Source organism: Actinomadura sp. (assembly GCF_044508335.1).
GTDB lineage: Bacteria > Actinomycetota > Actinomycetes > Streptosporangiales > Streptosporangiaceae > Spirillospora.
In genome coordinates, this window is record NZ_JBIQHY010000076.1 from 1 (window position 1) to 13771 (window position 13771).

The window sequence follows — 13771 nt, forward strand, 5'->3', positions numbered from 1 at the left end:
GCGGCCGATGACCAGCGGGCCGGGCGCGTTGAACGGCGTGGAGTCGACGGCCGAGCCGTCCGCGGCGCCGTCGACGTAGAGGGTCATCGAGCCGTCTTCGGCGTCGAAGACGCCGACCAGGTGCGTCCAGGTGCCGGCGGACGGCGTCTTGGTGGTGGACAGGGCGCGCATGCCGGCCGCGCCGTCGGTGTCGGTCGCGACCCGGCTGAAGGACCATTTGCCGTCGGCCCCGTCGTACTGGAGGAAGAAGCCGCTGGCGTGCTCCCCGTCCTGGCTGACCGCGGTCTGGAACCCGGTGGACGGTGTGGCGGCGAGTTTCACCCAGGCCGACACCGAGAAGCTCTGCGATGTGTCCACTACGGGGCCGTTGGTGGCGATGTCCTGGCCGGACGTCCCCGGGAGCACCGCGGCCTGGTCGGCCCAGGTGACGCCGGTTCCGACGTGGGCGTCGTTGCCGACACCGGAGGAGTCGGGCACGGATTCACCGGACGTCTGGTCGAGCTTCCACCAGGCGACAGGGTGGTCGGGATGGTCGCCGCCGAGGACGCGGCTGGTCATCCGCCCCATCGGGTCATAGGTGAAGGACGTCGAGTACCACCAGCCGTCGATGTCGGTCTGGACGCGCCGCGCCACCTGGTCGTCCGGGGTGTAGGAGATGGTGGTGGTGCGGCGTTCCTTGTCCGGGTCGACGACGGTCCTGGTGGGACGGTCGGCGGCGTCCAGGGTGGCGGTGGTGACCGTCGCCCCGTTGTTCGTCACCTGCTGGACCGGGTTGCCCGCGGCGTCGTAGGTGGTGGACCGCTCGACGAAGGGGTTCGCCCCGGTGGAGTCGGTGCGCGTGACCGTCGCGACCAGGTCGTTGTCGGTGTAGGTGTAGGACGTGGTGTTGCCCATCGAGTCGGTCAGCGTGGCGAGGCGGCCGGCCGGGTCGTAGGCGCGGGAGGACTCGACGAGGTCCGTCGCGTCCTGGGGGTCGTTCGGGTCGCCGGTGTAGTTCTTGAGGGTCTGGGTCAGCTGCTGGCCGCTGGGGTCGTAGGTGTAGGCAACGGTGATGCCGCCTGGGCTCTTCTCCGTCGCCTTGTTGCCGTAGGCGTCGTAGGTGAATTCGGTGACCCTGCCCAGGGGGTCGGTGCGAGAAGTGATCTGGCCGTGCTCGTTGTAGCCGGTGTGGGTGGTGCGTGAGGCGTCCCCGCCGGTCGTGTCGGCGACGGTCGTCGACGTGACGTCGCCGTTGGCGTTGTAGGCATTGGTGGTCTTCGCCGTGTGGACGGCGCCGGTGACCCGGTTGGTGACCGGCGGATCGGTCTTTGTGAGGACCTGGCCCATCTTGTTGTAGGTGTAGGACGTCGTCAGCCCGGCCGGATAGGTGTCGGACACCTCGGTGCTGGTGAGCACCCGCCCGAGGCCGTCGTACGTGAACCGGGTGATCTTCCCTGCGGCGTCGGTGACCGAGGCGACGTCGCCGGTGTGGAAGTAGCCGATGGTGTTGACGGCTCCGCCCGGCGAGACGGTCTTGTAGGGCAGCCCGGCGGGCGCGAGGCCGGAGTCGGCGGCGGCGACGGTGGTGCCGTCGGTGTAGGAGATCTTGGTGGTGCGGCCGTTCGGGAAGCCGGCCACCGGCGGTGTCGTCACCGCGGTGCGGTTGCCGGCGTCGTCGTAGGTGTAGGACGTCTTGTACCTGTCGTCGGACGGCCCCGACGAGCGGCCGTCCCGCACGGTGGCGACCAGGTCGTTCTTCGGATCGGGCGTCAGTTGCGCGCTGGTGTCGTCCGGCAGGTAGGTCGTGTACGTCGTCGAGCATTTGCGGGCGGCCTGGTCCTGGCAGGTCGTCTCAGAGACAGTGTTGCCGCGCACGTCGTGCCCGGTGGTCTTCACGTTCCCGTTGGGGTCGGTGACGGTGTGCAGGAAGCCGCCGGAGTCGTAGCCGAAGGTGGTGCGGTGGCCGAGGCCGTCGGTCTCGGAGATCGGACGGTTCCCATGGCCCGGGTCGTACTGGTACACCAGCGTCCTGCCGCCGGGGTCGGTGACGTTGACGGTCGTGGTCGGGGCCAGGCCGCGCGAGTCGCGTCCGGCGGTGAAGTGGCGGACGACGTCCTCTCCGGACAGTTGCGAGTGGTAGAAGGCGAACTCGGCGATGGACCCGGTGAAGTACCCGGTGGTGTCGGCGGGGTGGGACGGCCAGTGGCCGCCGGAGATGCCCGCGCCGACGTAGACGTAGTTGACCCCGGTGGTGGCCAGTGGCGCGTTCAGCGTGCCCTGCGCGACGCCGTCCAGGTAGAGGGTCTGCGTGTTCGTACCGGCCGCGAGGGCGACGTGGTGCCAGACGCCGTCGTTGACCTTGCGCCCGGAGGCGAGGACCTTGGTGGTTCCGTCGGTGTCCCAGAACTTGCCGTGCATCTTGCCGTCGGTTCCGACGTACAGCGCGGGGACGTAGTTGCCGGCGACCGGGCCGACCGGTTCGGACTCCTCGTCGAACAGGACGCCGCCCGCGGTGTTGCCCGCCGGGACCTTGAACCACATCTCGATCGAGCCGGGCGAGGTCTGGACCTGGTCGTCGATCGGCAGCCGCACGAGCGACGACGAGCCGTTGAAGGCGGCCGCCGTGGCGTCGTCGAACGGGCCGTCCGTGCCCAGCGTGACGTTCGAGTACTCCGCCTTCTCGGAGTTGGTCTCCCCGACGGCCTGGGCCGCGCCCGCGGCCTCACCGAACCGGTAGTAGGTCGCGGGTCGCGAGCCGAGCACCGCGGCCCGGTACACGTTCGAGGTGCCGGTGACGGCGGGGGCGGGCAGGGTCCACGAACCGCCGTTCTCGTCGGTGACGTGCGTGACGGTGGACGTCAGCGGGTCGTAGGACACCGCGGCGTAGGTGTCGCCGGACGGCTTGGTGACCGAGGTGAGCAGGCTCGACTGCTGCTTCCCGCTGTTGTAGAGCGCGGTGACATCGGCTTGGACGAGGGGCTCGCCGAACAGCGCCACGTCGGCCATCGAGCCGTTGAAGTACGTTCCGTAGACGGTGTAGGACGACGTGCTGTAGTGCGGCTGGTCGGGCCATTTCCAGCCGAGGTAGCCGGTGCCCAGGTAGTGGTGCCTCAGCGAGGACGGCTGGAAGTTGAAGGAGAAGGACGAGGACCCCGGCCCCGTGCCGGCCACGGCGCCGTCCAGCCACATCGTCTGGCCGGTCGGCGAACCCGACAGCACGACATGGTGCCAGGCGCCGTCGGCCACGGAACCGGACGTGCTGATGGGGTTCGGGTTCTCCCCGTCCCACCAGAGGGTGCCCTTCAGCTTGCCGTCCGTGCCGATGTAGAGGGCGGGCGTGAAGTCGCCCTTGTCGTTGCTGGGCTTGATCTCCACGTCGGAGTAGGACAGCAGCACGCCCGGTCCCTGCGAGGTCTTGAACCACATCGAGACGGACTCGGTGGTGGAGACGCCCATGTTCAGGTCGGGCAGGCTCACCTTGGACGACGTCCCGTTGAATCCGGCGGCCGTCGCGGTCGCGGGGTTGAGCGGTCCCGGCTGCCCCAGCGTCACGTCCGTGTAGGTGCCGTTGTCGGTGCCCTCGCGGATCAGGACGGCGCTGGCCGCCGTTGTCCCCGAGGTCTCCGCCAGCGGCCAGAACGACGACGCGCCCTCGTCGAGCACCTGCTCGTGGTGGGGCGACGCGCTCTGGTAGCCGTACCGGGTGCAGTCCGGGGCGGTGTCCTCCGGTGAGCACACCGAGGTGAGCCGGTCGCCCGTGTAGGAGTACGTCCAGGTCAGCGCGGTCGACGTGTCGGCCGGATCGACCGGGTCGGTGACGACGGTCGCGATGTGCGGGCTCGCGGCGTCCTGCGACGCGGCCCAGGTCAGGTGCAGCGACCGCCCGGACGCCTGCGACGTCATCGCGGTGATGTGCCCGGACGACCAGGTGAAGTCCACCGTCCGGCCGGAGGCGTCGGCGACCGAGGTGATGCCGTACGCGCCGGAGCCGAGCGCGTGCCCGAAGGTGTAGACGGTGTCGTTCTTGTCGGTCAGCCGGTAGCCGCCGGTGATCGCGGTGAACGTCGCGAACCGCCCGGACGGCGGGCTGAAGGACCCGTCGGAGTTCTTCCCGAACCCGACTGTGGAGCCGTTCGGGTAGGTGACCGCGACGCTGCGGACGGCGCCGGACGGCGTGTACCACTCGGTCGCCTTCGCGTCGAAGACGCTGGCCCAGCCCGCCCCGAACCCGCCCGATGTGCGGGGGTCGCGGGAGTTGTAGTCGCGCACGACCGACAGGCTCGGCCCCACCGTGGCGATGTTCGCGTCCGTCGCCGTGGAGGTGTAGTTGCCGATCGCGGGGTCGAAGTCGTGCCCGGAGTTCTGCGCCAGGCTCGACGTGATCGACGGCTGCGGCACGCTCACGACCAACTGGTTCAGGGTGGGCGCCGCCGAATAGTTCGTGCCGTCGAAGGCGACCGCGCCCCAGTAGTAGGTGCGGCCCCATTTCAGCTTGCCCGCGGGCACCTTCCACGTGGCGGTCGTGGAGTCGCCGGGCGGGGTCACCAGCCCGGAGTCCGCGACCGTCTTGCCGTCGGCGTCGAGGACGCGGAACTGGAACTTCACCGTGACGGGCAGGTTGGGGTCGCGGCCGCCCCACGCGGTCAGCTGCGGTGTCAGTGTGTCGGCGCGGTGGCCGCTGGCCGGGATCTGGCCGTACACCTGCGGGAGCAGCGCGCCCGTGTAGGTGAGGGCCAGGATCGGGGTGCCGGTCGGCGCGTAGGCGGTGTTGAACTGCTTCCAGTGCAGGTTGTCGGACGTGGCGGCGTACAGGGCGAGGCCGAAGTCGTCACCGCCGTTGGCCCAGTCGTTGAACGGGGTGGTCGAGAGGTTCACCGTGACCCAGTCGCCGACGGTCCGGTCGGCGCCGGTGTTCGCGCAGGCGTGCGGGACGTTCGGGGTGGCGTGCCCGATGGAGCCGCTGTGCGACGGCCCCGGATAGGACACGACCTCGTACGGCGTCCAGTCCTCGGTGACGGCGGCGACGTCGAACCGTTCGGCGGTGCAGGTGGACGCCCAGGTGTCGAAGAGCGTGAGCTGCGCGGCGGAGACGGGGACCTGGGAGCCGTCGATCCCGGCGCGCGGGAACTTCAGGAAGGAGTTGGCGCTGTGCGGGCCGGCGTCCCAGGATCCGACCTTGATGGTCTGCTCCGTCGAGTGGTCGCCGGGGTCGATTCCCGATTCGGCGTAGGTGGTCGACCAGGTCAGGATGTTGTTGTAGGACGGGTCGACGGTCACGGGGAAGACGCGCTCGGGGGCGTGCAGCCACTTCGCGTCGAGCGTGACCGTCAGCGCGGGCTTCCCGTCGACCTCGGTGAGGCCGTAGGTGACGGCGTGCGTGCTCGCCCCTTCTCCCGACCGCTTGTCGATCTTGGAGTCGTAGGCGTACCCGGCGGGGATCCGCCCGGCGGCCTTGCCCGAGCCGTCCACCAGCTCGATCGACCCGTCGGCGGCCTTGCGCGGCTTGAGGCCCGTCAGCTTCAGCGGGAACACCCAGAAGTTCCCCGCGTCCGCCGAGTGCAGGACGATCGACTCCTTCATGCCGGTCGCGGTCGGCCACATCGACAGGTCGGTGGACGGGAGCACCCGCGGATAGGTGACGACGGAGCCCGACACGGTCGGGGCGACCGGCGCCGCGCCCTGCAGCGCGTAGGCGAGCCGCCGCCCGTCCTCCCCCTCCACCTGGGCCAGCCGCGCGTCGGACGCCTTGGGCGCGAAGCTCACCCCGAACGCGTTGGCCCGCTCGTGCCAGCGCCGGTCGCCGCCTTGCCGGACGGTGGTGTCGATGGGTTGCCAGCCGCCGTGCCCGTCCGGGTAGTTGATCGGCTGCTGCGCGAACTCGCGCGTGTAGGAGCCGTCGGCGTTCCGGTAGTAGTCGGTCGTCGCCGTGGATTTCGCGGCGTCCCGGCGGCTGGTGCTCTTCGCGAAGCCGACGCTGCCATGGCCGCTGCGCCCCTTCGGGACCTTGCGCCCGCCGGCCTCGTAGGCGGGCAGCTCGCCCTTTCCGTGCCCCGGCTCGCGGCCCGTGCCGCGGCCGGCCCGGGTCGCGCCCGCCGTCGCGGAGTGCGAGCGGCCGGCCGCCGTCCCGGACTTCTGCCGCGGCAGCCGCCCGAAGTGCGGGACGGGTTCGCCGGTCAGCCATCCGAACATCCCGGTGATCCCGGCGAACGACACCTCCGGCATGCCCTCGCTGGCGAGGGCGGGCTGCTCGGTGGCCATCAGCGCCAGGGCGACGCACAGCAGGATCGCGGTGCGCCGGGCCGCCGCGCTCCGGCGGAGGCCGCGCAGCGCGCCCGGCCCGCGGCGCGGCCCGCGGGGGCGCCGGAACCGCAGCGCGAGGCGGTACAGCGCGTCCGCCGTGCGGGCGCCGGCCGCGGCGGCGAGGGCCACCGCGAACAGGACGATCACGATGCCCAGAACCTGCGAGCTCGGCACCGAACACCCGGCCTCTCCTGGAGCCGGGTGTCACAACACGACAAACCAGCCCAATGTGAACTTTTCTCCCATAACTTCCAAACAGCCGGAAAGTAACCTCGTTCATTGCACTGTGCAAGACTCGGCCCGGGCCGCTGACCGGATCCGGTAAGCGATGTTTTCGTGATCGTCGCCGAGGGGAGAACGATCATCCGGAAACCGGTCGCACGGTTCGCGCCGAGGCCGGCCGACCCCGGGAGAAGCGAGGCACCCCCCATGCCGGCACACCGCACGCGTCCCCCTGACCTGCGGCGACGCACAACCGGCCGGGGGCGCCGAGGCGTCGTGGAGACCGCCGTCCGGCGGGCGGCGGCCGGGCTCGACCGGTGCAGGCGCCTCTCGCCGAAGTGGCGGGCGTCCATCGCCGCGGCACTCGCGGCGGCGGTCGCGGGCGGGGTCTGCCTGGCGCTCCTCACGCCGTCGGACAAGCCGCGCGCACGCCGGTACATCGCCTTCAAGGCGTGTCTGCTGACCGACTCCCGCGGCGTCGCCGGCCGGGAGGCCGCGCCCGTCTGGGAGGGCATGCGGCGGGCGTCGCTGAAGACCCGCGCCAAGATCCAGTACCTCGCCGTGCCCGGTCCGGCGACGGTCGCGAACGCGCGGCCCTACCTCGCGAGCCTCGTGCAGCGGCACTGCGGCATCATCCTGGCGGCCGGCAAGCTCGCCACCGACACCGTCACCGCGAGCGCGCGGAGCTTCGGGGACGCGCGCTTCGTCGTGGTCGGGGCGGCCGGTGCGACCGGGAACGTCCGCGCGGTGCGGGCGTCGGGCGCGCCCGTGCCCGACGCCGTCGAACGCATCGTCTCCGCGGCGGTCACGTGAGCCGGCCCCGGGGACCCCGCGGCGGCGCGGTCAGGTGTCGGTGGAGAAGCGGATGGCCGTCGGAGGCAGCTCTATGCCCGGCCAGACGCGCAGGCCGGGGCGCAGTTCGTTGCCGGGCCCCACCACCGCGCCGTCGCCCAGGACCACGCCGTCCAGGACGGCGCCGGGGCCCACCCGGGCGCCTCGGCTCAGGACGGAGTCGCGGACGGTGGCGCCCTCGGCGACGAAGGCGTCGTCCAGGAGGACGCTGCCGGTCACGGTGGCGCCCGACTCGATGACGGCGTTGCGGCCCACCGCCGTGCCGCCCCGCACCACCGCGCCCGGCGCGACCCGGGAACCCGCGAGGGTCAGGCGCTCGCCCGGCTCGCCCGGCATGGCGGGGGAAGCGAGGGCGCCCATGACCAGGTCCCGGGAGCCCTGGACGAACGCCTCGGGGGTGCCCACGTCGAGCCAGTAGGCCGATTCCACGTGGCCCATCACGACGGCGCCGGAGCTGATCAGGGCGGGGAAGGTCTCGCGCTCCACCGAGACCACCTCGTCTTCGGGGATCGTGTCGATGACGGAGCGGCGGAAGACGTAGCAGCCGGCGTTGATCTGGTTCGTGACCGGGTGGGACGTCTTCTCCAGGAAGGCGGTCACCCGGCCGCCGGGGTCGGTGGGGACGCAGCCGAAGCGGGACGGGTCGTCCACCTCGGTCAGGTGCAGGGTGACGGCGGCGCCGGCCTCCTCGTGCAGCTTCACCTGGGCGCGGACGTCGTGGCCCGACAGGATGTCGCCGTTCAGGATCAGGACCGGGTCGTCCGGGGCGCAGGTCAGGGCGCGGGCCGCGTTGCGGATGGCGCCGCCGGTGCCGAGCGGCTCGCGTTCGCAGACGTAGGCGAGGTCGACGCCGTAGGCGTGGTCGCCGAAGGCGGCTTCGAACATCTCCGCGCGGTAGGACGTGGCGAACACGATGCGTTCGACGCCGGAGGTGTGGGCGCGGGCCAGCTGGTGCGCGAGGAAGGCCACGCCCGCGGTGGGGAGCAGAGGCTTCGGGGTGGAGATCGTCAGAGGGCGCAGGCGGGTGCCCTGGCCTCCCACCAGGAGGATCGCTTCCACTCGGCTCCTTTCTCCACGCGCGGTTGGAGAGAGCCTAGTGGGTGCGGGACGCGGTGTACTGGTCGACTGCGCGCTGGTAGGAGGCCATGTGCGCCTCGGCGGAGGCCGACCAGGAGAACTCGCGGGAGCGGGTGTGGGCGGCCTCGGCCAGCGCGGCGCGGCGGGACGGGTCGTCGATGAGGGCGGCCAGCGCGGCGGCTATGCCGGACGCGTCGGGTTCGGTGTAGGCGACCGCCTCGCCGCCGACCTCGGGCAGCGGCCCGCGGTGCGTGGTGAGGACGGGCGCGCCGCACGACATCGCTTCGAGGACGGGCAGGCCGAACCCTTCGCCGCGGCTCGGGATCGCGACGACCAGGGCGCCGCCGAAGAAGCCGGGCAGGGCCGCCCACGGCAGGTAGCCGGGGCGCAGGACGCGCAGGTCGAGCGGGACGGTGGCGAGCGCCGCGTCGACCTCGTCGTCCCAGCCGCCGCTGCCCGCGAGGACGAGCGCGGGAGGGTCGGGGCGGTCGGCGCAGGCCCGCACCCAGCCGCGGATCAGGTTCGGGACGTTCTTGCGCGGCTCCAGCGCCCCCAGGTAGGCGATGTAGGGGTGCCCGTGCAGGCCGAGGCGGTCGGAGACCTGCTTGGTCTCGGCCTCGGACGGGCGGTGGAACACCTCGTGGTCGACGCCGTGGTAGGCGACGTCGATGTTCGCCGGGTCGGCGCCGAGCACGCTGACCAGCTCGTCGCGCGTGGCGCGGGACGGGGCGATCAGCCGGGTCGCGCGGCGGGCCGCGGTGCGGGTCGCCGACTTGATGTAGGAGGTGCGCACCGGGTCGTGCGGTTCGGGCTCGGCGAACAGCGTCACGTCGTGGATCGTCACGACCGTGGGCAGGGCGGCGCTCACCGGCATCGTGTACGTGGGCAGGTGGATGACGTCCGCGCCGACCCGTTCGGCGACGTGCGGCAGGCCGGACTGCTCCCAGGCCAGGCGGGTGGCGCGGTGCGCCAGCGTCGCCGGGCCGGCGACGACCCGGGCCCCGGGGACGAGGCCCTCATAGCGCTTCTCGTCGGCCCGCTGGCAGGCGACGGCGAGATCGGCGCCCTGCGCGTGCAGGGCGCACAGCAGCCCGTCCACGTACCGCCCGAGCCCGCCGCGGTCGGCAGGCACGGCGGTGGCGTCGAGGAGAATTCGAGGCGCCACGGTCCACTCCCCCATCCAGCGCGGTGGCGTAGATCACTCTTTACTCTCCGAGCCTACGCCCGGAGGGCGCACGCTCGGGTGACCTCATCCACGTGATTCACGAGGGCACCTACCCGTCCGCTACCTCTTACGCGCCTGGACGAGGACGATGCTGCCGCGCTCGTTGGGCGCGCCGCGGTCGGCGAGGGCGACGAGCGGGGTGAGCGGCGCGGCGGCGTTGAAGCCGACCTTGCCGCCGTAGGTGGAAAGCGACAGGTAGAGGCGCTCCGTCGCGGCCGTGCGGAACTGGTAGCTGTGCCGGACGAGGTCGAGGCCGCGCTCGTCCATGAGCTTGCGCAGGCTCTCGTGCGTGTAGGTGTGCTGGACGTGGTACTTGGCCTTGTGCGCGTCGCGCAGCTTCGGCCACGCGTCGGCGCGGCTCAGCACGTCGGCGGACATGAATATCTCCCCGCCGGGCTTCAGCACCCGCGCCATCTCGTCCAGCGACCTGCCGCCGTCGTCGAAGTGCTCGATCGCGCAGACGGACAGGATCGCGTCGAACGACCCGTCCGCGAAGGGCAGCCGCAGCGCGTCGCACTCGATCAGCGCGGGGGCGTTCGCGAGCGTCCGGCCGTAGACCATCTTGCCGCGGGCGAGGTCGATCGAGACGGCGTCGGCGCCGCGCCTGCGCGCCTGCCCGGCCCAGTAGCCGTCGCCGCCCGCGACGTCGAGGACCCGCCTGCCGCGCAGGTCGCGGCCCATCCAGGCGAGCAGCGTCCCCGCCTCGCGGTACCGGCACACGTGCACCTGGTGGCCCATGAAGGCGACCACATCCGAAATCTTCATCGTGTCCCCAACTCTAGGGCGAGCGGGCGGGTGGGAGGTCGCGTTCGCCTAGGCTGGGCGGGTGAGGATGAAGGTCGTCGCCGTGCGGGCGCTGCGCGTGCTCCTGGTGCTGCTCGCGCTCGCGTTCTGCGGCTACAGCGTGGCGTCCCAGTGGGACGCGACGGTGCGGGCGTTCGAGCAGATGTCCTGGGCGGCGCTCGCCGGGGCGCTGGCGGCCGGGCTCGCGGGCCTCTTCGTCTGGATGCTGGGGTGGCGCGAGTTCCTCGCCGGCCTCGGGTCGCCGCTGCCGGTGCGGGCCATCTTCCGGATCTCCGGGATCTCCCAGCTCGGCAAGTACGTGCCGGGCAAGGTGTGGGCGCTGGTCACGCAGATCGAGATGACCCGCGAGCACAGGGTGCCGCCGGAGCGCAGCTTCGGCTCGACGATGCTGGCGGTCGCGACGTCCACGGCGTGCGGGCTGGCGGTCGCGGCGGTGACGCTGCCGCTGACGTCCGAGGCCGCGCGGAACGAGTACTGGTGGCTGTTCCTGCTCGCGCCGGTGCTGCTCGCGCTGCTGCACCCGAAGATCGTGACCTGGGCGCTCGGCACGATGCTGCGGCTGATCCGGCGGCCGCCGCTGGAGCACCCGGTGAGCCTCGGCGTCACGCTGCGCGCCGTCGGCTGGACGGTCCTCGGCTGGCTCCTGTTCGGCGTGCACACCTGGCTGCTCTGCACGGCCGTCGGCGGCGACGGGACGGGGCTGCCGTTCCTCGCGACCGGCGCCTACGCGCTGGCGTTCGTCGCCGGCTTCCTGGTGTTCATCGCGCCGGGCGGCATCGGGGCGCGGGAGGCCGCGCTGACGGTGGTGCTGACACCGGTGCTGCCGGCGGGCGCGCCGGTCGTGGTCGCGATCGCGTCGCGGGTGCTGCTGACGCTCGCCGACCTCATCAACGCGGGGGTGGCGTTCCTGCTCGGGCGCACCGTGCCCGGCGCCGGGAATGAACCGCCCCCCAAAGAGCTTGTGACGGGAACACAGCCTACGAAGGAGGGACCGTGACGGCCCCGATCACCGTGACCGACGCGACGTTCGCGGACGAGGTCCTCAACAGCGACACCCCGGTACTGGTCGACTTCTGGGCCGACTGGTGCGGGCCGTGCCGCATGATCGCGCCGATCCTGGAGCAGATCGCCGAGGAGCAGGACGGCAAGATCCGGATCGCGAAGATGGACTACGACGCGAACCCGGAGACGCCGAACAAGTACGGCGTGATGGGCCTGCCGACCCTGCTGCTCCTCAAGAACGGCGAGGTCGTCGAGCAGATCGTCGGCGCCAAGCCGAAGCGCGCCCTCATGAAGGTCCTCGAACCGCACCTGTGAGCGCGTCGATGTAGGCGGCCCACACCGGGCCGTGGTCGACCGGGCGGACGCCGGAGCGGAGGCGCTCCGGCGTCCCCGGCTCGTAGAAGCGCCGCAGCGCCGCCGCCAGGGACGCGACGTCGTCCGGCCGGCAGACCAGGCCGTCGACGCCGTCGCGGATCTGGTCCGCGAACCCGCCGACGTCGGTGGCGATCACCGGCAGCCCGTGCTCGTAGGCCATCCACACGTTCTGCGACGCGGTCGCCGTCCGGTACGGCAGGACCAGCGCGTCGGCGGCGGCGAACAGCCCCGGAACATCGGCGGCCGGGACGTAGCCGGGCCGCAGCTCCACCCGCGACGCCAGGTCGAGCGACCTGATCAGCTCCCGCGTCTCGTCCAGCCCGCCCCAGAACTCGCCCGCGACGGTCAGCGCCACGTCGTCCGGGCCTTCCGCCAGAGCGCGCAGGAGGACGTCCAGGCCCTTGTACGGGCGGACGATCCCGAAGAACAGCAGCCGCCGGCGCACCTTCTCGTCGCCCGCCGGAACGTCCCCGCCCCCGGTGGCGGGCAGATGCGCGGCCATCTCCGCGACCCGCACCGGACGCCCGGTGAGGCCGCGCGCCGCCTCGGCCTGCGCCTCGGTGTGGACGAGGACGCCGTCCACCTTCCGCAGCAGCCGCTTCATCAGCGGCTCGTCGTACGGCTTGCGCTCGTGCGGCAGGACGTTGTGGCACAGCGCCACCACCCGCGCACCGCGCCGGACGCCGGCCAGTATCCCCAGGTAGGACGGCACCTGGACGGTGCTGAGCACCACCAGGACCACCAGGTCGCGGGAGCGCAGCGCGCGGCCGGTGCGCCACCAGCCGTCCGGACGCCGCCAGTCGAGCCGGCGCCGGGTGCCGGGGAACGGCTCGCCCTCCGGCTCGGCGATGGTCTGCTGCCCCGGATACAGGGACGACGGGTACTGGGCGCGCCACGACTCGATGACGACCTCGTGCCCGGCGGCGGCCAGCCGGTGCGCCAGCTCGGTCGTGTGCCGGGCGCCGCCGCCCTTGTACGGGAACGCCGGCCCGACGATCGCGATGCGCATGCCCCCGGCCGCCACCGCTAGACGTCGCCGCGCGATCGGACGATCAGGTCGGCGAGCAGCGCCAGCGACGCGATGATCAACCCCGTCACGAAGATCATGATGGTGTTGTTGGCGAAGTAGCCGAAGTGCACCACCATGTCGAACACGCCCTTGGCCAGTCCGATCACGATCAGCCACAGCGCGGGCGGCATCAGCACCTTGAGCGGGTTGAAGTACATGACCATCCGCAGCACCTGCAGGATGTAGCGGTAGGCGTCCTTGGTGAAGTGGAACTTGGACTTGCCGGCCCGCTTGGCGTAGTCGATCGGCATGTACCGGACGGGGTGCTGGTTCGACAGGAACGCGATCGTGATCGTCGTGACGCAGGAGAACCCGGGCGGCAGCAGCCGCAGGTACGGCAGCGACACCTCGCGGCGGAACGCGCGCAGCCCCGAGTTCAGGTCGGGGATCTTGGAGTTGGTGAGCCGCTCGGCGACCTTGCGGATGAACCACTTCGCGGGGACGCGCAGCACCTTGTGCGTCCCCTCCTCGCTGGTGCGCGCACCGACGACCTGGTCGATGGACGGGTCGTCGTCGAGCGCGTCCACGAGCTCGGGGATCCGCTCGTTCGGGTAGGACATGTCGGCGTCCGTCCACACGACGATGTCGCCGCGGGCCTGCTGCGAGCCGATGCGCCGGACGGTCCCGGACCCGCTGTTGTGCTGGAAGGCCATCACCCGCATGTGCGGGAAGCGCGGCTCGGCCTCGCGCAGCCGCGCGAGCGTGTCGTCGGTGGAGCAGTCGTCGACGGCGAGCAGCTCGTAGGTCTTGCCGCTGTTGTCCATCGCCTTGCAGATGCGCTCGACCTCGTCGATCACGTGGTCCTGCTCGTTGTAGCAGGGCAGGACGATCGTCACGTGGACGGGCGGCTCCGCGGCGGGCTCGGC

General features: G+C 71.9%; 9 protein-coding genes. 3 read left to right on the forward strand and 6 right to left on the reverse strand.

From position 1 onward, the window contains the following. A partial coding sequence (locus ACIWVC_RS23165; protein ID WP_396454566.1) for a LamG-like jellyroll fold domain-containing protein occupies positions 1 to 6453 on the reverse strand: 6453 nt, incomplete at its 3' end. Positions 6454 to 6777: 324 nt separating this feature from the next. Between ACIWVC_RS23165 and ACIWVC_RS23170 the strand changes: the two genes are divergently transcribed. Further along, on the forward strand, positions 6778 to 7314 hold the full coding sequence (locus tag ACIWVC_RS23170) for a hypothetical protein (RefSeq protein WP_396447697.1): 537 nt from the start codon (positions 6778 to 6780) through the stop codon (positions 7312 to 7314). A gap of 30 nt (positions 7315 to 7344) precedes the next feature. Here the strand turns inward: ACIWVC_RS23170 and ACIWVC_RS23175 are convergent, their stop codons facing one another. The 3 genes from ACIWVC_RS23175 to ACIWVC_RS23185 all read right to left on the reverse strand — a co-directional run bounded on the left by ACIWVC_RS23175 (position 7345) and on the right by ACIWVC_RS23185 (position 10420). After that, entirely contained in the window at positions 7345 to 8412 is a 1068-nt protein-coding gene (locus ACIWVC_RS23175; protein ID WP_396454567.1) for a sugar phosphate nucleotidyltransferase, read from the reverse strand. A 34-nt stretch (positions 8413 to 8446) separates the two neighbouring features. Then, complete coding sequence (locus ACIWVC_RS23180; protein ID WP_396447695.1) at positions 8447 to 9595, reverse strand: glycosyltransferase family 4 protein; 1149 nt, start codon at positions 9593 to 9595, stop codon at positions 8447 to 8449. 120 nt (positions 9596 to 9715) lie between these two features. Next, positions 9716 to 10420: a class I SAM-dependent methyltransferase gene (locus ACIWVC_RS23185; RefSeq protein WP_396447694.1), complete on the reverse strand. Its 705-nt coding sequence runs from the start codon at positions 10418 to 10420 to the stop codon at positions 9716 to 9718. Between the two features lie 67 nt (positions 10421 to 10487). Between ACIWVC_RS23185 and ACIWVC_RS23190 the strand changes: the two genes are divergently transcribed. Both ACIWVC_RS23190 and trxA read left to right on the forward strand, forming a co-directional pair. Beyond that, positions 10488 to 11456, forward strand: a complete 969-nt coding sequence (locus ACIWVC_RS23190) for a lysylphosphatidylglycerol synthase domain-containing protein (RefSeq protein ID WP_396447702.1) — start codon at positions 10488 to 10490, stop codon at positions 11454 to 11456. After that, entirely contained in the window at positions 11453 to 11776 is a 324-nt protein-coding gene (gene trxA / locus ACIWVC_RS23195) for a thioredoxin (RefSeq protein WP_396447693.1), read from the forward strand. The genes ACIWVC_RS23190 and trxA overlap by 4 nt, the downstream gene beginning before the upstream one ends. Here the strand turns inward: trxA and ACIWVC_RS23200 are convergent. Beyond that, a complete protein-coding gene (locus tag ACIWVC_RS23200) occupies positions 11748 to 12845 on the reverse strand; it encodes a glycosyltransferase family 4 protein (RefSeq protein WP_396454568.1) in 1098 nt (365 codons plus the stop codon). The two genes, trxA and ACIWVC_RS23200, sit on opposite strands and share 29 nt — an antisense overlap. Before the next feature lie 17 nt (positions 12846 to 12862). Beyond that, complete coding sequence (locus ACIWVC_RS23205) at positions 12863 to 13741, reverse strand: glycosyltransferase family 2 protein (protein WP_396447701.1); 879 nt, start codon at positions 13739 to 13741, stop codon at positions 12863 to 12865. Positions 13742 to 13771 lie beyond the last annotated feature (30 nt).